This window comes from Candidatus Poribacteria bacterium (genome assembly GCA_028820845.1).
Taxonomy (GTDB): domain Bacteria; phylum Poribacteria; class WGA-4E; order WGA-4E; family WGA-3G; genus WGA-3G.
Genome location: JAPPII010000015.1, coordinates 112,335 through 128,489 on the forward strand (window position 1 = coordinate 112,335; position 16,155 = coordinate 128,489).

General features: G+C 47.3%; 19 protein-coding genes, 5 tRNA genes and 1 other annotated feature. Of the genes, 2 read left to right on the forward strand and 22 right to left on the reverse strand.

Annotated elements, in window-relative coordinates:
• The first annotated feature begins 197 nt into the window (after positions 1-197).
• On the forward strand, positions 198-938 hold the full coding sequence (locus OXN25_04330) for a phytanoyl-CoA dioxygenase family protein (GenBank protein ID MDE0424083.1): 741 nt from the start codon (positions 198-200) through the stop codon (positions 936-938).
• Positions 939-978: 40 nt separating this feature from the next.
• On the opposite strand, the gene OXN25_04335 is transcribed toward OXN25_04330, so the two are convergent.
• The 22 genes from OXN25_04335 to rpoZ all read right to left on the reverse strand — a co-directional run bounded on the left by OXN25_04335 (position 979) and on the right by rpoZ (position 14,876).
• Positions 979-1,998 carry a multiheme c-type cytochrome gene (locus tag OXN25_04335; GenBank protein MDE0424084.1) on the reverse strand — a complete coding sequence of 340 codons (1,020 nt, stop codon included), beginning with the start codon at positions 1,996-1,998 and terminating at the stop codon, positions 979-981.
• Between the two features lie 9 nt (positions 1,999-2,007).
• Positions 2,008-3,423 (reverse strand): protoporphyrinogen oxidase, encoded by a 1,416-nt coding sequence (gene hemG / locus OXN25_04340; protein MDE0424085.1) that lies wholly within the window; start codon positions 3,421-3,423, stop codon positions 2,008-2,010.
• A 39-nt stretch (positions 3,424-3,462) separates the two neighbouring features.
• The gene (locus OXN25_04345; GenBank protein MDE0424086.1) at positions 3,463-3,876 is read right to left on the reverse strand and encodes an aspartyl protease family protein; all 414 of its coding nucleotides are present in this window, start codon (positions 3,874-3,876) and stop codon (positions 3,463-3,465) included.
• 14 nt (positions 3,877-3,890) lie between these two features.
• Positions 3,891-4,838, reverse strand: a complete 948-nt coding sequence (hemH, locus tag OXN25_04350) for a ferrochelatase (protein ID MDE0424087.1) — start codon at positions 4,836-4,838, stop codon at positions 3,891-3,893.
• An 11-nt stretch (positions 4,839-4,849) separates the two neighbouring features.
• Positions 4,850-6,307, reverse strand: a complete 1,458-nt coding sequence (locus OXN25_04355) for an MBL fold metallo-hydrolase (GenBank protein MDE0424088.1) — start codon at positions 6,305-6,307, stop codon at positions 4,850-4,852.
• Entirely contained in the window at positions 6,307-7,395 is a 1,089-nt protein-coding gene (locus OXN25_04360; GenBank protein ID MDE0424089.1) for a uroporphyrinogen decarboxylase, read from the reverse strand. Before OXN25_04360 ends, OXN25_04355 begins: the two co-directional genes overlap by 1 nt.
• 29 nt (positions 7,396-7,424) lie before the next feature.
• Positions 7,425-7,769 carry a hypothetical protein gene (locus OXN25_04365; protein ID MDE0424090.1) on the reverse strand — a complete coding sequence of 115 codons (345 nt, stop codon included), beginning with the start codon at positions 7,767-7,769 and terminating at the stop codon, positions 7,425-7,427.
• Positions 7,770-7,781: 12 nt separating this feature from the next.
• Positions 7,782-8,852 carry an alcohol dehydrogenase catalytic domain-containing protein gene (locus OXN25_04370; GenBank protein ID MDE0424091.1) on the reverse strand — a complete coding sequence of 357 codons (1,071 nt, stop codon included), beginning with the start codon at positions 8,850-8,852 and terminating at the stop codon, positions 7,782-7,784.
• A 95-nt stretch (positions 8,853-8,947) separates the two neighbouring features.
• On the reverse strand, positions 8,948-9,790 hold the full coding sequence (locus OXN25_04375) for a hypothetical protein (GenBank protein MDE0424092.1): 843 nt from the start codon (positions 9,788-9,790) through the stop codon (positions 8,948-8,950).
• 272 nt (positions 9,791-10,062) lie between these two features.
• Positions 10,063-10,464, reverse strand: a complete 402-nt coding sequence (gene rplL / locus OXN25_04380; protein MDE0424093.1) for a 50S ribosomal protein L7/L12 — start codon at positions 10,462-10,464, stop codon at positions 10,063-10,065.
• A gap of 51 nt (positions 10,465-10,515) precedes the next feature.
• Entirely contained in the window at positions 10,516-11,085 is a 570-nt protein-coding gene (gene rplJ, locus OXN25_04385; protein MDE0424094.1) for a 50S ribosomal protein L10, read from the reverse strand.
• 79 nt (positions 11,086-11,164) lie between these two features.
• Positions 11,165-11,341: a sequence feature (ribosomal protein L10 leader region), on the reverse strand.
• A gap of 35 nt (positions 11,342-11,376) precedes the next feature.
• Positions 11,377-12,075, reverse strand: a complete 699-nt coding sequence (rplA, locus tag OXN25_04390; protein MDE0424095.1) for a 50S ribosomal protein L1 — start codon at positions 12,073-12,075, stop codon at positions 11,377-11,379.
• Positions 12,076-12,174: 99 nt separating this feature from the next.
• On the reverse strand, positions 12,175-12,597 hold the full coding sequence (gene rplK, locus OXN25_04395) for a 50S ribosomal protein L11 (protein ID MDE0424096.1): 423 nt from the start codon (positions 12,595-12,597) through the stop codon (positions 12,175-12,177).
• 63 nt (positions 12,598-12,660) lie between these two features.
• Positions 12,661-13,239: a transcription termination/antitermination protein NusG gene (gene nusG / locus OXN25_04400; GenBank protein ID MDE0424097.1), complete on the reverse strand. Its 579-nt coding sequence runs from the start codon at positions 13,237-13,239 to the stop codon at positions 12,661-12,663.
• Between the two features lie 37 nt (positions 13,240-13,276).
• Complete coding sequence (gene secE / locus OXN25_04405; GenBank protein MDE0424098.1) at positions 13,277-13,714, reverse strand: preprotein translocase subunit SecE; 438 nt, start codon at positions 13,712-13,714, stop codon at positions 13,277-13,279.
• 11 nt (positions 13,715-13,725) lie between these two features.
• Positions 13,726-13,799 (reverse strand) — tRNA-Trp (locus OXN25_04410).
• A gap of 73 nt (positions 13,800-13,872) precedes the next feature.
• Entirely contained in the window at positions 13,873-14,025 is a 153-nt protein-coding gene (rpmG, locus tag OXN25_04415; GenBank protein MDE0424099.1) for a 50S ribosomal protein L33, read from the reverse strand.
• Positions 14,026-14,052: 27 nt separating this feature from the next.
• Positions 14,053-14,128 (reverse strand) — tRNA-Thr (locus tag OXN25_04420).
• A 20-nt stretch (positions 14,129-14,148) separates the two neighbouring features.
• Positions 14,149-14,221, reverse strand: a tRNA-Gly gene (locus tag OXN25_04425).
• Positions 14,222-14,261: 40 nt separating this feature from the next.
• Positions 14,262-14,343: transfer RNA gene (locus tag OXN25_04430), tRNA-Tyr, on the reverse strand.
• A gap of 7 nt (positions 14,344-14,350) precedes the next feature.
• Positions 14,351-14,422: transfer RNA gene (locus OXN25_04435), tRNA-Thr, on the reverse strand.
• A gap of 106 nt (positions 14,423-14,528) precedes the next feature.
• Positions 14,529-14,876 (reverse strand): DNA-directed RNA polymerase subunit omega, encoded by a 348-nt coding sequence (rpoZ, locus tag OXN25_04440; protein MDE0424100.1) that lies wholly within the window; start codon positions 14,874-14,876, stop codon positions 14,529-14,531.
• A 177-nt stretch (positions 14,877-15,053) separates the two neighbouring features.
• Here rpoZ and mqnC point away from each other — a divergent pair, with 177 nt between their 5' ends.
• Entirely contained in the window at positions 15,054-16,121 is a 1,068-nt protein-coding gene (gene mqnC / locus OXN25_04445) for a dehypoxanthine futalosine cyclase (GenBank protein MDE0424101.1), read from the forward strand.
• The last annotated feature ends 34 nt before the right edge of the window (positions 16,122-16,155 follow it).

Here is a 16,155-nt window from a genome sequence, read left to right on the forward strand (position 1 = left end):
TCCCGCCGCATCGGTATATCTATCGATTAAATTGCAGTCTGCTTATATATGATACCACAACCTTTAAAACATGTCAAATCAAAATTTCAATATTGCTCTGAAAATTTCCGAGTGTTTACATAAGAAATCAACAATCTAATTGACATATTATTATAAAACGCTTAAACTGTCAAGAAAAAATGTATCGAGGCAATCTTATGTTGACGCAATCCGAAAAAAACCAACTCGACACCGACGGTCTTTTGCTTCTGGAAAGCCTAATACCCTCTGATACAACTGACCAACTCCGAGAATCTGCTTTATCATTAGCTGCAGCTGAGCAGAAAGCCGGTAAAAGCCATACATATCTTGCTAACGACAGCGCACAACGCGTCTGGAACCTTATTGACAAAGGCGAGATCTTTGAAGAAGCTATCCAACAACCAAAGATGCTCGCAGCAATGGAATATCTACTCGGTCCCGATTGCACCTTGAGCTCATTTACAGTAAATGTGCTTTATCCCGGCGCGCCCGATGCAGGACTCCACATCGACTACCCGTTATCTGCATTACCCACACCGCGTCCGAGTTTTCCCATGGTTGCTAACAGTGTATGGTTTCTGGACGACTGGACACTCGAAAATGGGGCAACCAGTTGTGTGCCGAGAAGTCATCGACGGCTTGAGACATTGCCTGAATCCGGGGTTGAATACGCCGATGAGTTGCAAATTTGTGGACCGCGAGGATCCGTCTTGATTGTCAATGGTGCGATATGGCACGGTTCTTCAGAAAATAAAACGAATGTACCGCGTGTTGGGTTACTCGGTTTCTTCTGTCGTTCTATTTTAAAACCACAACAAGCACACCTGAAATTGGTATCGGACGACGTTATCTCACGTGCAACACCGACACTAAAGCGATTGCTCGGTTTTGACTCCTTACCGAACATGAACACTTAATCGGGATTGGGAAATCCCTTCTACAAAAATTCCCACTGTATCAACGCACAACATGAATCGCCTCTGCCATTAATATCCATTCAGACACCAATGTCTTCGGTGTCAATTGATACATCAACCGGGCTTTGATTGTATCACCGGGGGCAGCAGGTACATTATTAAAAGTATAAGTCCTATTCTCGTCTGGGAGGAGACGGTTACCATTCTCGGCAGCAATTAAGATGCGTTGCTTCTGACTCTCAGTGTCGTCTGAGGCGAAAAGAGCCACCTCAAGTATGATCGTGCGCAAAGTTCCTCCCGGTAAGACGTGTCCGGTCTTACTCAGAAGTTTGACCTCTACCTTTCCAGTTGTGTATTCGAGTTGAAGATTCGCTGCGCGTCTGAGTTGTGCAACACTCCGACTGCCACGCCAAGTATGCTTCCTACCTTTGATACTCTCATAACTCGCCGTGCTTTGTAATCGGGTTACAACCGGCATGTGACATGTGGCACAACCTTGGTTTTTCTCAGCGAATCCACTACCAAGAAAACTGGAAACTTGATCGTGTTCCGGGACAGTCGGTTGACCGTGACAGGTGCTACAGAGAGCAGTTGGATCGGTGTAAACAGGATTGGTTACGTTGGCATGAAAATAGGTTTCCGCGCTTGCTGGAGGTCCATGCATCGCACCTTGTGCATCAAGATGGCAAACAAGACATGAAACCCCAGCTTCCCGGTCCGTATTTCTCAGTTTCGGCATTTTCCCGACACCTGTGACGAGCACCGGCTGCGGGGCATGGCACTGATCGCATTTCGTTTCTCTGTCAGGGACTTGACTTGCAGCGGTTTGATAGATTTCATCGACCCACGCCTTGGCGTGCATGGAATTTTCCCACTCCCTCCAGATTGCCGGATGGCAGCTTTGGCACTTTCCATCTCGAAATCCTTGATACGCCGCTGCCACACCCTCCGTATGGTTGTCAGCACGCAGCGTAAGGACACCAATTAGCGTGACGAAAACACATCCGAAAAGCCCAAAACCGACACTGATCATACCTCGGCGTGTTAGTGTGAAATCCATCGTCTTTTCTCACAACCTATCTAAGAGCGAGATCGCTGCTGTCTCCCCACTGCGAATACAATCTGGGATTCCCACACCGTGATAACCGTTTCCCGCAACGGCAAACCCCGGCAAGCCGCTGGAAAGTCGCTCCACAGTGTTAACGACCTCTTGGTGTCCTACTTGATACTGCGCCATTGCCTGCGGATGCTTACTAACGACAGTAAACTGTGGCGCACTTTTGATCCCGAGGATCGGCGTTAGATCCGCTTGGCACAATCCAATCAGTTCACTTTCAGACTGTTTAGACTTCGGTTCACCAACGAAGGCACGTAACAGGACCTGTTCGGTTGGGGCACGCCCTTCAAATTTAACACTGCTGAACGAACAACCAATGATAGAAAGGTTTTCTGTAGCCGGAACGACAAACCCCATACCATCCAATGGATGTGTAACATCAGCACGACGGAACGCCAAATTAACAGTCGCAGAAGAAGCGTATGGAATCGCATTAATCTGAGTGGCGAGTGGTATGGACACATTTTCGATAAGCGCGCCCGTTTGTAGTGCTGGTAGAGCAATGCAGAGGAGTTCCGAATTAAGCACATTTCCGTTAGCCAGCGAAACGCGCCATCCAGTATCATCGGTATGCTGGATATGTTCCACTCTGGCACCTAACTTAATACAGTCAGATACAGCTTCAGTGAGCGTGTCAACCAAGGTCTGCATGCCAGATTTGAATGAGAGAAACAGACTATAGCGAGGACCACTTGTCCCTTGACTTGTTTCGACTGCCTGCTTTTTTTGTGCGCGGAGTGCCTTGATAATACTGCCGTGTGTATTTTCCATTTCCAAAAATCTTGGAAAGGTCGCCTTTAGACTGAGGTTTTCAGCATCCGAGGTATAGATACCACCTATCATAGGTTGCGCTATCCGTGTGAAAGCCTCGGTCCCAAGCCGCCGTCTGACGAAGTGTGCTACGGCTTCATCCGTATCCCTGCCCCGGCGTGGAATAAAGAGCTCCATTGCCATTCGCAGCTTACCGTGCCAACTGAAGAGTGGGCTCTTTAAAAATGGCTTGAAAGACCCGGGGGCCATCAAGTAAAAGCCCTCAGGGACGGGGTGCAATTCACCATTTCGGACGACAAAACTCCGACGGACTTTTGGATTAGTTCCAATGAATTGATCCGCAATCCCAAGTTCTTCACAGAGTGCTTTCGCCGCCGGTTTTGTTGAGAGAAAAGCATCGGGACCGTGCTCAAGGAGGAATCCATCGCGATGCTCGGTACGAATCACACCACCGACGCTCGCAGCCGCTTCAAGAAGCGTGACATCAAGCGGAATATTGCGCTGTGCTGCTTCGCGTTGCAAGCGGTAGCACGCCGCTAACCCTGTAATACCGCCTCCGACAACAATGGCACGCTTCCTACCCAAGTTTTCCGACATAAAGAATTCTCAATCTAAATTTCCATGTTGTTTGATCGCTTAGAGCTGCTCCTCAATCCATTCATTGTCGTGTGCTGGATTATAGATGAGCCCTTTTCTGATGTCAACACAGAGGTCCAGCATTTCCAAGATGATATGTCCTACAAGAACAGGTGCGTTCGCAGGCAAGTCTGTTACCTGTATATTCCCCTTTCGTTCCATCACAGTAAATTCGACTGCCGAATAGATAGTCCGGGATGCGATACCGTTCGCGGTCATTGTCCTCGCATTCCCGACAGGTGCCAAACCCAGTTGGTCAATAAGCGGTTTGGGCAGCGACAACCGAGTCGCTCCAGTATCAACAAGCGCATCCTCAACTGTTAACTGCCGAACGTCTTCTTGGGGAATAATACCTGCTTCTGCCAGAAACATATCTTTTAGATTGGCAATCTCTATTTTTGTTGTGTGTCTCATTTTTTACACGCCTCCTAACCGTTTACAGATTTCTCACAGACGAAGTCCGCTAACATGCTGATAAATTTAGGGTGGTCACCAACAGTGCCTGCCCGAATAAAATCAACGTCGCACGACGCAGCGGTTTCCGTCGCTTCTATGTCCAGATCATAGAGAACTTCAACATGGTCACAAAGAAAACCGATTGGAGATGCGACAATAGTACCAACGCCTTTCGCTTTTTGGGCTTTAATCCAATCGTTGATATCCGGTTGCGTCCACGGTATCGGGCTGTTCTCTACAGCACTTTGGTATGCCAAACCAAACCGAGATTTTCCAATCGCTTGAGCAACGGCTTTGCCAGTTTTTTCAAATTGTTGGGTGTAAGGTGAGGTATCCGCTGATGATAGCGGAATCGCGTGTGCTGTGAAAACAAGTTCGGCACGTTCTAATTTGTCGCCAGATGCGGTTTTGATAATTTCAGCGATAGCACCGACATAACCGTTATGTGTGTACCATGGATCGAGATAATCGACAGTCGGTTTCTCACCATCAATTGCCTCAATCCCTTTTTTCACAGTTTGTTGATACCATTCCCAACTGACTTTGGACTGGTGCGGTGCCATGATGATACCGAGGGTTTTGCGGTGTCCTTTTTGTGCCATCTCCGCGATGACCTCTTTTAAATACGGGTTCCAATGTCTGAATCCGGCATAAACAGGGAGTGGCAAACCTCGTTTTTTCAGTATGTTTTCTAATGCGGTGGCTTGCCCGAAAGTCAATTCGTTAAACGGCGAAAATCCACCTAATTTTATATAATGTGCAGAGATGTCTTTTATGCGTTCTATTTGAGATTTAGCTGGCCCGACAATGCCTTTGACAAAGCAGTAGGCTTCGCCAGGACATGCGTCGCTATCGTATTGTTGGCAGCATCCCGGTGTTGGTCCACCGAATGCGACTAACAGAACACTATCATACTTCATTTTGCCTCCTTTTATGCCATATTGGCGAATTGTGCCGGCATAAACGTTGCATCAGCGGCAATTGCGCTTGCAAAAGCCTCGCGTGCAAGTGTCTCGTTTCCATTTGCCCGATGTGCAAGTCCAATAGAAAAATACGCCTGTGCGAGCTGCGTGCCGTGAAGTCCACCGACCAAGGCTCTATAGATCGACTTGAGTCCAGATTCTGTTTCATCACCGTTACGATAAGCAGAAAGAATACGGTTATAACCCCGTTGGAGATGGGCGGGTGCATAATCGGGGTTTAGTTCAAGTGCAATATCCAAAGCCCTTTCTACCTCAGCGAAGAAATCACCCTTTTCAAGCACACTCGACACTGTTCGGGATGCCTGTGTGAGCATATCTGCATAAGCGGTCCAGGCATCGGGTAGGTTTGAATGTTTTTCAGTTGCAGTCTTCAAAATAGCAATAGCTAAGCCGAAGTCGTTGCCCTCTGCGACTTCTTCAGCAGTTTCGCAATAGGCTTCCAAGTCCTCAAGCTCGCGTGTCCGCTGATGTAGCTTCTCCGGGTTCGCTTCTGGAATCGCTGAGGGTTTGAAATGCTGCCAACCCGGTTCTGGATCATCGATTAACCCGCGGTACACCCTCAAAATCGCGTAACGCGGTGTTCCCCAGACCTCAGCAATATCCCGAATCCAACTCGGAAAATTGACTTCCATGTCAGCCAACAAGGTCGGCAAAGGCATATCCTGCTCAAAACGTTTGCGAACTTCTGTTAGAAAATAGGTCTCAATCTGAAGCAACAAATCGATTTCGGCATCGTGTGCTAAGGGGCCGTGTCCAGGAAGTACGTGTTCTGGTGTATAAGTGCGAAGTTCACGAATTGTGTCAATCCAATCGTGATTTGCCATGAGTCCTTCATTCATAACGGGTTGTCCAAAGATAGGAAAACTCCCTGTCATGACGGTATCACCAGAGACAATACACCCTTCCGCTGGCACTCGAATGGCAGTCGCATCATCAGTCTCCGCCTTCCCCAAATGAACAAGGTGCAGCGGTTGATTGCCTAAATCGATTTCGGTTTCATGTTCAAACGTCTGCTGCGGGAGAAATGGCGCATCGCCAAGCGTGAAACCACGAGAACGCAGGAACGCCTCCTGTCGCGGTGATCTGTTCACCATAAAGTCTTTTGTCATTTCACGTGCAACAACGGTTGCGCCTGCACCGTGAAAAACAGTATTTCCATTTGTATGATCCCAGTGATAGTGTGTGTTAATTGCGTACAGAATGGGTTTATCTGTGAGGGTGCGAATCGCTTTAAGGAGGCGCTGCCCCATCGTTTGATTTACCTGTGTATCAATTACTGCGATCCCCTTATCCCCAATGATGATTGAGGAATTAACGATATTACGAAACAGATACACGCGTTCCGTTACTTTAACGAGTTCTCCATATTGCCGTGGGGCAAAAGGATTTTCCAACATGTTTCTCATCAACTTTCCTGTAGCGTTTTCGCGATATTTACAAAATGTTTAACGTTTTCAAAAGGCGTATCTCTATGGAGTCCATGGCTCAGGTTCAAGATATGCCCTGTTTTTTCGCCCTGTTCTAAGCAAGCCTTGACAGCTGCCGTGATGTCGGCGGGTGTCCCGTCTCGAAGGATATCGTTATCAACGTTCCCCTGAAAAGCGACAGTCCGGTTTGTCAAGTCTCTAACTTTACCGAGATCAACACATTTTCCGACACTGAGTACATCCGCGCCACTCTGGTGCATTAAATCGAGATACGAACACTCTTTTGCGAAGAGTATCCGGGGTGTTTCCGAGTTCACCTCAGCAAAAATGCGTTGGTGATAAGGGAAAGCGAAGTTTTCATAGATCTGGCGCGGCAAGACATCCGCAATCGACTCGAAGAGTTGTACCACTTGAACGCCTTGGCTAATCTGGTAGTTTAAGTAATGGATTGTCATATCCGTCAACTTGTCCAAAAGACAATGTAGGAGTTCAGGAGTTTCCTCTATCATTTGGAAAATCGGGGTCGCCTTCTCGGATACACCAGCACCTCGCTTGATGGGACTTTCGCCCGCGATAAGGAAGAACGCAAGCGTCAAAGGTGCACCGGCAAAACCGATGAGCGGTAGTGCTTCATTCAAAGTCTGGCGTAGATCGTGAATGATCCGTCCAGTAAATGCTAATTGCGTTGAGGGATCATGGAGTGGCTGAAGCGCATCGACTTGTGCTTGCGTCCGAATCGGCGAGTCTAAAATGGGACCGGGGGCAAATCGGAAGTGTGCCCCCATTGGTGCGAGAGGTGTGAGAATATCTTTGTAGACGATGATGGCATCGACACCGATGCGCTTCGGCAGAAGTGAGATTTTGACCGCCCACTCTACATCGGTCTCCGACATCGGGGTAGGGCAGGTTCGGAAAAGACGTTCCAAAGGGAGGTTAATCTCTTGCCGAATCTGCCGATAAAGGGGATCTGATCTTCCAGCCTGCCGCATCATCCACACAGGCACGCGCGCCACCGGCAGGCATCGCGATGCGCGAAGAAGTAAGTCGTTCTTTATTTGTTGTTCCATACTAACAGGCTCTATCCTTCAACGCGCCTTCATCGCGAGAGGCCTCCTTTTTGGTGTCGTTCAAGAAACTGCCGTAGTTTGGCAAAACTCTTAACGTTCTTCATAATCCTGCCACTTTCTCGTTCTTCAAGATAGAGAAAGAACCCCATAAAATAAAGGCTCACCAAAAACAGCAGAAACCCTATAAAGCACCGCGCGATTGCCCAATAATCGGATTGAAAACTAAGATAAGGGGTGACAGCTGCAGGATCGCTGGTTGCATCGGATGAATTTTGCTTATCCCACTCCACCGAAACGAAGTCACCCCACCCAGTTATCCCAAGCGACAGAAAAGCGATTGAAAGGACAAAAACAACGAAAAATGGGATACCCATGTTCTATATCGCTTACGCGGAGACTTTTATTATTCCTTTTGTGCAACTGTCTTCACGATTGCGTACCTTCGTTATTCCCTCAACCAGTGATTCAAGTGGGAATTCGTGGCTGATAATTTTGTCCATATCGACATCGCCACTCGAAATGAGCTGCACCGCTTCCTCCCAAGTATCGGGGGCAAGCCAAGAGAATCTGATAGTTTTATCCATGAGGATGGTATCAAGAATTGGGACTTGCATCACATCCGTGTCGCCGGGAAGCCCGAAGATAACGACGGTTGCATGCCGACCGGTGACGTCTAAGGCGGTGTGAATTGCGTCAAGGGAACTGGTTGCCGTAATTGCGCGGTCTGCCAATTCTCCATTATTGAGTTCCTGAATTGCGGCACCTAAGTCTTCAACGTAATGTGGAGAGCTGGTATCGCTGACGTTAATGACTACATCTGCGCCGAGTTCCTTACCGCAATCTAAGCGATAATCGCGAGTGCCAACGAGTAGGACGTTTTCTAAGCCGCGGCTTTTCAGGATTTGCACCATCATCAAACCGATAGGTCCAGGTCCAAAAACGACAGCGGTCTGTCCGGCTTCAGCGTTGAGATTGTTAACTGCATAGAGTCCACATGCCAAAGGCTCCGTTAAGGCACCCTGGTCATACGTGACGTTGTCCGGTAGTTTGACCGTCCAGCGATAGTCAGAAACCGCGTATTCCGCGAAACCACCATCAACGCCTACACCCAGAACACGTTTCTCCGGACACAAGTTGGACAACCCCTTCTGACTCCAGAAAGAATTTGGGTTCGATTGAACGGGGTTAACAACAACTCGGTCACCGACTTTAAACCCACCTGCTGTCCTTGCTTCACTGCCAACTTCAACGACTTCACCCGTGAATTCATGCCCCAGAATCAGCGGACCTTTGCCATCATCGGTTTCAAGTGAACTATTACCGAAATAATATGCGACATCCGAACCACAGATACCTACTGAACGCACTTGAACTAACAAGTCGTCGTCCCCCGGTGCTGGAACGGGTCTATCTTCAAGGCTCATTGATTCGGGTTCATAAAAAATTTGAGATTTCACTACGATATGCCTCCTTAAACTTCTAATGCATGGTGTTATTTTAGCATATCTGATTTTAAATTACAACGAAATTCGATATAGACCATCAGAATTAATTAGAGGATAAATCGCATCTCCAAAAGCAGCAATCGGCTGCAAAATTCACCAATGAAGACCGTAATAATGGCAATGAAAAGGAAGCCAGTTGCAGCGCGTGTCGCGCCAAGTTCGTCGCGGGCGACGGACTTAGGACGTAAGCAGTCCCATGTAATGAAATAGAGTAACAGCGTGCCAGCAATACCTATAAGCACTCGCATCCCGAAAATGATATGATAAAAGAGGTTAAAAGAAACAACATTTGTCGATTGTTGTCTGAAAAAGAAATTCAGGCAGAGCAATAGTGCCATCACCAAAAGCGTATAGAGGAGCCCACTGTTAAACCGTTTCAGATAGCGCACCGGTAAATCGGGGACTACGAGGTACCAGTGACCAAACCACATACCCGTGTGGACAGCACCCAGTAACACCGCAGCAGCCAAGAATTGGATGGGTAACAGAAACATTTCGCCGGGGATCTGGATAATTTGCAAGTAACGCTGGGCACTTAAAATGATCCATACCACGCCAGAAATTACGCCGCCCCAGAAAGTGATTCGCGTGAGCAGTGATGCTTTGAACCACCACGTCAATGTCCAAACAAGTACAATGAGGAAAAAACTAATGACGGAAATAGATTCTGGATGCTGCCAGTATCCGAAAAAGTTGAGAAACGTAACGGGTTGCTGATAAAGGGCAAGGTTCGCACAGCGCGACAAACCACCTACGAGTAGATAAATCACTCCCATCAAACGATAGAAGTTTGATCCTACCAATCCTTTCGGAACCAAGAAAAGGAGAACAAACCCACCAACTGCAAGTTGGCTGAAAACGAGATAAAAAACATCAACGATACTGAACATTTATAAAGAATTAGGACTTATGCAGGCTGCTTTTTTGTAGCATAACCTGTTAGGTTGTGCCACAAAAACGTCCATGTTCGTCCAAGTATCTCCATCTAATAGAACGCCTCACAATCAAAATTGCGTAAGTCCTAACAAAAAACGAAAACCCATTACAGTCCGCTGTAGCGCGATGGATTCGTGCATCGCTATGCTCAAGAACCATAATGGGCTTACCTATCATGTGCGGCTTTAGCACGCACGGTCTATTACGTAAAACAGTGTGTCTACACTTAGAGAATCTCAACTTCAGCACCGAGTGCTTCAAGTTGCTCTTTTGTTTTCTCGGCATCCTCTTTGGAGACAGCTTCCTGAATGACGACGGGTGCGGATTCGACTTTCTCTTTCGCTTCTTTTAAGCCGAGTCCAGTAATCGCGCGGACCTCTTTAATAACAGGAATTTTCTTTCCGCCAAAACTTTTGAGTTGAACGTCAAATTCCGTTTTCTCTTCCGGTTCGGCAGCTTCCTCTGCGCCTGGCGCAGCGGCAGCGGGCATCATCCCTGGCATAGCGACTGCCGGAGCCGCTGAGGCACTGACACCAAACTTATCTTCCAACGCTTTGACCAGTTCAGACAGTTCTAAAACGGTCATATTACTGATTTCGTCAATCATTTTATCCATATCTGCAGCCATTTTTCTATTCCTTTCTGTGATAGCACCACAGTCTAAAGACTGGCGCTTGTGTTAGGCGTCTTCCGCCTCTTTCTTTTGATCAGCAACCTGCGTGAGCACGGAGGCTACCTGACGTATTGTTCCACTGAGTACATTCACCATACCTGTGATAGGTGAACCTTGATGTAAGGTATTGACGAGCCCGGTGAGCGGCGCACCGATAGTCCCCACAGCGCGGGCGAGCATAACCTCTCGTGACGGCATATCTTGGAGGGCTTCAACGCCTGCAGCGTCAACCACTTGCGTTCCAAGAATCCCACCTTTAACCTTAAAATTTTCGTGTGCTTCGCCAAATTGAAATAAAATTTTTGACGATGCCGCCGGATCCGTGCTGGTAGCAAGAGCCGTATTGCCTTTGAGATAAGGCTCCAGCCCTTCAATACCCCTTTCCTGGGCAACGACATTTACCAATGTGTTCTTACAGACTTTATACTGGACTTCTGCCGCTCGAAGTTGATTCCGCAGTTCATTCACCTCTGGGACAGTAAGACCCTGAAAATCTGCCAAAAGCACAACATCCGCGCCCTCAAAAAGTTCACGAATTTGTTCTACCTGCTGAACGTTTGCCTGATTCGGCATCATGTCAGCTCCTTTCTACTCGCGTTATATGGAGTCGAGGTGCGGCACCCCGACACCCAACAAACTGTTTAATTCAACACAAGATTACATGCAAAAAGCCCCCATTGGCTGCTGGAGGCTCATATCAAAAGGCAAGAAAGAGACGAATGAAGAACGGTTACGTTCTACCCGAAAAACTTCTGCTGCTTTTATTCCATCTAAGCCTCGGTAGGCAATTAAGCCAACGGCACCTACGGTCTACGACTTTATTTAATTGTAAGGGCTATTCCATAGAATCTTAGCATTTCACGGAACTTACACAAATTGTTGTGGGTCTATTCGGATGCCCGCTCCCATTGTTGATGAAATTGCCACGCTCCGAATATATCTGCCTTTAATGGCTGACGGCCGAGCAGCAACGAGTGCACCCATCACCGCGTTAAGATTCCCTTTAATGCTTTCTTCTTCAAAAGAGACTTTCCCAATTGGGACATGAACAACACCAGAGGATCGTTCTATTCTATATTCAATCTGTCCGGCTTTGACACTTTGAATAGCCTCGGCAACATCCATTGTGACAGTGCCAGCCTTCGCATTAGGCATCAGCCCTCGGGGTCCAAGGATACGTCCGAGTTTTGGCATAATACTCCGCATCAAGTCTGGTGTAGCAATTGCTGTATCAAACTCAAGCCATCCATCAGCAATTTTATCTACCAATTCGTCTGTTCCGACAAAATCCGCCCCAGATTCTTCGGCTTGTCGTGCCGGGTCGCCTTGGGCAAAAACGACAACCCGGACAGATTTACCCGTCCCGTATGGGAGGGCAACGGTGCCGCGGATATTCTGATCGGCTTGTCGAGCATCTACACCGAGACGCGATGCCAAATCTACCGTCTCATCAAACTTTGCCTTGCTGGTTTTTTTCAGGAGCGAGACAGCCTCATCAACCGTGTGAAGTTTGAACCTGTCCACCTGTTCTTTAATTTCGCGGTATCGCTTCCCTTTTTTCGCCATGTTATTCTCCGATACTTACAGGGCATCTCTATCTGCCCTGTTTCAAAGCGAATTTCCTCGTATGCGGACGATACTACGGTTCATCCACACCCAAAGACTTCATTCAATTGTAAGCCCCATACTGCGGGCGGTGCCTTCCACCATCCGCATCGCAGCCTCTAAGTCTGTGGTATTCAAATCAGGCAACTTTGTCTGTGCGATCTCGCGAATCTGCTCCATTTTGACGGAAGCGACCTTATTTCGGTTCGGTTCCCCTGAACCTTTAGCGATCTTCGCTGCGGATTTCAACAAGACCGCGGCGGGTGGGGATTTCACGACGAACGCAAACGATCTATCGCTATAACACGTGATGATTGTCGTGACCACCATACCGGTTTGATGCTGCGTCTGGGCGTTAAAGGATTTGATAAACTCCTGCAGATTAATCATATAAGGTGCAAGACTCGGCCCAACGGGCGGTTGCGGTGTTGCCTGTCCGGATACCAATTGGAGCTTAACTTCACCTGCCACTTTTTTTGCCATTGTTCTTCCTGTCCTGAATTTTGTGAATTCTACAGTGCGTTTAGAAAACAACACTATTGCGTTTTAGTTTAATTGCTCAACTTCAAGCATTCCGAGATCAACAGATGTTGAGCGTCCGAAAAGCGAAATACTCAAACGCAAACGGTGGTGCACCATATCAACTTCTTCAATCTCACCCGGAAATCCACTGAAGGGACCATTTATCACTTTCACCTTATCACCAACCTCATATTCGATGAGTGGTGTTGGCGGAACTTCCTCTTCCTCCGTCGACATCTGTAACATCGCTTCAACATCTTCAGGACTTAGAGGCGATGGATGAGCAGGCGGACCCAAGAAATTCATAACACCAGGGGTCTCTTGTATGAGTGCCCAACTTCTCTGCCCAATCTGACTATCGACATGTGGACCCAGCTCATGGGTGGTATTAATGAGAACATACCCTGGATAAGAAGGACGGATACTGACTTTGCGCTGACTGTCTTTTACCTCCACCACTTCGGTTTCGGGGACGTTCACCTGCAAAATTTCATCCTGTAACTCTTCCCTTGCAATCATATTATCAAGGCTGAGTTTAACCTTCTTTTCATGTCCGGTATATATCTGAACAACGTACCAGTATCCATCCATATTCTGATTCACGATTAAGTCAATTGTGCTATTAAAAAACCCAAAGCCATTAGCGAATAAAGAGTGTTCTAAGAAAAGCCATACCGAAGCCTTCGAGTGAAGTGTTCAAAAGGTATCGACTCACAACAACGGCGATTAAAGGAACACACGCTATTGCTGTCGCCACCAACTTCCGGTTTTGCTCGCTTCCGAAGAGCGAGTCATCGTCGGATGCCCTCGCTTCTCTGCTACTCCGAGGTTGGTTTTCCCAACTTTTAACAAAAAAGAAAACGAGGATCGGAAGGGCTATCAAAACAACCCAACTTAAGGGGCTACTCCATGCAGGGAAAGCAGAGTTACCGTCCACCAAACCGATAAATAATCCTAACAGCGCAGACGCAACAATGACTGTAATCGTACTACCCTGAACCTCTTTTATGTCGGGTTTGGTGACCTTCTGCCACTCCAGATTAATCCCCTGAATGTAATTTTTTAAACGAGTTATCATAAGTTAAAAGGCAGGCCAGGAGGGATTCGAACCCCCAACACTCGGTTTTGGAGACCGACGCTCTAGCCGTTGGAGCTACTGGCCTGCAAGAGTTTCGTAGGACAACATACAAACCTAAGCGAGAAAATCTCACGCTTAAGGCAATGCCTACTTAAAAGTTATCGTGTTTCTTTGTGAACTGTATGCTTTCGACAAAAGCGACAGTACTTCTTCCGTTCGTACCGATTTTGATTCGTCCGACGGTTACGGGTCGTCACATAATTCCGCCGATTGCATGCATCACAGGCTAACTGTGCAATATCTCTTGGCATAATAAACGCTCTACTTTAGTAGTTAAGTGGGGCCGACGACCGGGATTGAACCGGTGACCTCGTCCTTACCAAGGACGCGCTCTACCGACTGAGCTACGTCGGCATAGATAAAAAACATCAACAAGCGGGAGACGGGATTTGAACCCGCGACACATGGCTTGGAAGGCCAATGCTCTACCAGCTGAGCTACTCCCGCAGAATCTCAATAATCTTACGACTTTAACTAAAATAACAGATGGGGGCAGATGGATTCGAACCACCGTAGGCATTGCCAACAGATTTACAGTCTGCCCTTTTTGACCACTCAAGCATACCCCCAAATAAAAGCTGACGAGAGGAATCGAACCTCCAACCTAGTGATTACAAATCACTTGCTCTACCATTGAGCCACGTCAGCAAACAGACATTTTATAATTATACCCGCTCTACTGTAGATTGTCAAGTGATTTTTCTCTGGAACCGAGAAGCACTTTCAGCAGAAAATATCCTCCGATTCACCCAGATTAGAGTCCTTCTTCGCGTTCCTCTTCTTCAGGCTGCTGCGATGCGTCAGAAACGATTTCTTCATTGAAGATATCGCTCTCATCATTTGCGTCTTGAGGATCCGTAAAAATTGAGACTGCACTGGAATCGGGCGCTTCCGCTTCACCCTGTTTATAATGAAGCTTCCCCTCAACTAATTCTTGTGTGGCAATAGCGACGGGTTTCTGTTTTTTATTTCCTGCACTTGGACGGACGATCGGTAAACCATCCGCATTTATTTGCCGCGCACGTTTCGCAACAACATTTACCGCAAGATATTTATTTTCCACTGTTTTCACCAAATCCTCGTTGTAAACAACTTCATTCATTGATACCTCTCCCCATTATAGACGGATCCAGATTGTTAAGCGCAATTATTAATTATACCCGATTTTCCAAAAAAGTCAAGTTAAAATCGCAGAAAAGTTGACAATTTAATTTTAAAGTGGTAGAATTGAGATATAGAATTGTGCCGCTATTGTTACAAAATCAAAGGAAACTTCTAAATGGATACAAACATCCAGCCCATTCTCGAAAAATCGCTTGCCAGAGAACGATTAGACTTTGACGATTGTCTGACGCTTTTCAAGAGCCACGATCTACTCGCCTTAGGACACGCCGCAGATGCCATTCGGCAACGGAAACACCCTGAAGGGTACATCACCTATATTATTGACAGGAATATCAACTACACCAATTGGTGTTATGTTGATTGCGATTTCTGCGCGTTTTACCGACATCGCAAGGATCCGGATGCCTATGTCATGGCGCGGGACGAACTTGGAAAAAAAATTCAGGAAACGATTGACCTCGGCGGTGAGATGATTCTCATGCAAGGCGGTTTACACCCAAAACTAAAACTCGACTGGTACGAAGACCTCCTTCGATGGATTAAAGCGAATTACCGCATCCACATTCACGGGTTTTCACCGCCCGAGTTGGACTGGTTCGCCAAGATAAATCGTATGCCGCTTCGAGAAACACTTAGCCGTTTACGAGACGCAGGACTCGATTCGATCCCCGGCGGTGGCGCGGAGATTCTCACCGAACACGCTCGCAACGAGATTAGCCCCAAGAAATGTACCGCTGACGAATGGTTGGAAGTCATGCGGCAAGGGCATCTGGTCGGACTTAAGTCGAGTGCAACAATGATGTATGGACACGTAGAAAGCTACGCTGAACGGGTTGAGCATCTCGTACGTTTACGTGACTTGCAAGATGAGACGGGTGGATTTACGGCTTTTATCTGCTGGTCCCTACAACCCGCTAACACACGTATGGAGCATATACCGCCAGCGGGAAGTTTTGAGTACCTTAAGACACTTGCCATCTCTCGATTATTTCTGGATAATTTCGACAATTTTCAGTCTTCGTGGGTTACGCAAGGTCCTAAAATTGGGCAACTTTCCCTGAAATTCGGCGCAAATGACATGGGCGGCACAATGATAGAGGAAAACGTGGTCAGCCAAGCCGGAACCGTCTATTGCATGCCGATTGAGGAGATTGAAAGGACGATTGCTGAGTTAGGGTATATTCCCAAACGTCGTAACTTTTTCTACAAACTTCTCAATTAATAATTAATCGCTGCACACCGCTCAGCTCGGTGAA

What these genes read in the sequence shown, in the direction of transcription:
- OXN25_04330 (MDE0424083.1), top strand. Translation starts at nt 198, where the DNA reads ATGTTGACGCAATCCGAAAAAAACCAACTCGACACCGACGGTCTTTTG.
- OXN25_04335 (MDE0424084.1), bottom strand. Translation starts at nt 1,998, where the DNA reads ATGGATTTCACACTAACACGCCGAGGTATGATCAGTGTCGGTTTTGGG.
- hemG (MDE0424085.1), bottom strand. Translation starts at nt 3,423, where the DNA reads ATGTCGGAAAACTTGGGTAGGAAGCGTGCCATTGTTGTCGGAGGCGGT.
- OXN25_04345 (MDE0424086.1), bottom strand. Translation starts at nt 3,876, where the DNA reads ATGAGACACACAACAAAAATAGAGATTGCCAATCTAAAAGATATGTTT.
- hemH (MDE0424087.1), bottom strand. Translation starts at nt 4,838, where the DNA reads ATGAAGTATGATAGTGTTCTGTTAGTCGCATTCGGTGGACCAACACCG.
- OXN25_04355 (MDE0424088.1), bottom strand. Translation starts at nt 6,307, where the DNA reads ATGAGAAACATGTTGGAAAATCCTTTTGCCCCACGGCAATATGGAGAA.
- OXN25_04360 (MDE0424089.1), bottom strand. Translation starts at nt 7,395, where the DNA reads ATGGAACAACAAATAAAGAACGACTTACTTCTTCGCGCATCGCGATGC.
- OXN25_04365 (MDE0424090.1), bottom strand. Translation starts at nt 7,769, where the DNA reads ATGGGTATCCCATTTTTCGTTGTTTTTGTCCTTTCAATCGCTTTTCTG.
- OXN25_04375 (MDE0424092.1), bottom strand. Translation starts at nt 9,790, where the DNA reads ATGTTCAGTATCGTTGATGTTTTTTATCTCGTTTTCAGCCAACTTGCA.
- rplL (MDE0424093.1), bottom strand. Translation starts at nt 10,464, where the DNA reads ATGGCTGCAGATATGGATAAAATGATTGACGAAATCAGTAATATGACC.
- rplJ (MDE0424094.1), bottom strand. Translation starts at nt 11,085, where the DNA reads ATGATGCCGAATCAGGCAAACGTTCAGCAGGTAGAACAAATTCGTGAA.
- rplA (MDE0424095.1), bottom strand. Translation starts at nt 12,075, where the DNA reads ATGGCGAAAAAAGGGAAGCGATACCGCGAAATTAAAGAACAGGTGGAC.
- rplK (MDE0424096.1), bottom strand. Translation starts at nt 12,597, where the DNA reads ATGGCAAAAAAAGTGGCAGGTGAAGTTAAGCTCCAATTGGTATCCGGA.
- secE (MDE0424098.1), bottom strand. Translation starts at nt 13,714, where the DNA reads ATGATAACTCGTTTAAAAAATTACATTCAGGGGATTAATCTGGAGTGG.
- rpmG (MDE0424099.1), bottom strand. Translation starts at nt 14,025, where the DNA reads ATGCCAAGAGATATTGCACAGTTAGCCTGTGATGCATGCAATCGGCGG.
- rpoZ (MDE0424100.1), bottom strand. Translation starts at nt 14,876, where the DNA reads ATGAATGAAGTTGTTTACAACGAGGATTTGGTGAAAACAGTGGAAAAT.
- mqnC (MDE0424101.1), top strand. Translation starts at nt 15,054, where the DNA reads ATGGATACAAACATCCAGCCCATTCTCGAAAAATCGCTTGCCAGAGAA.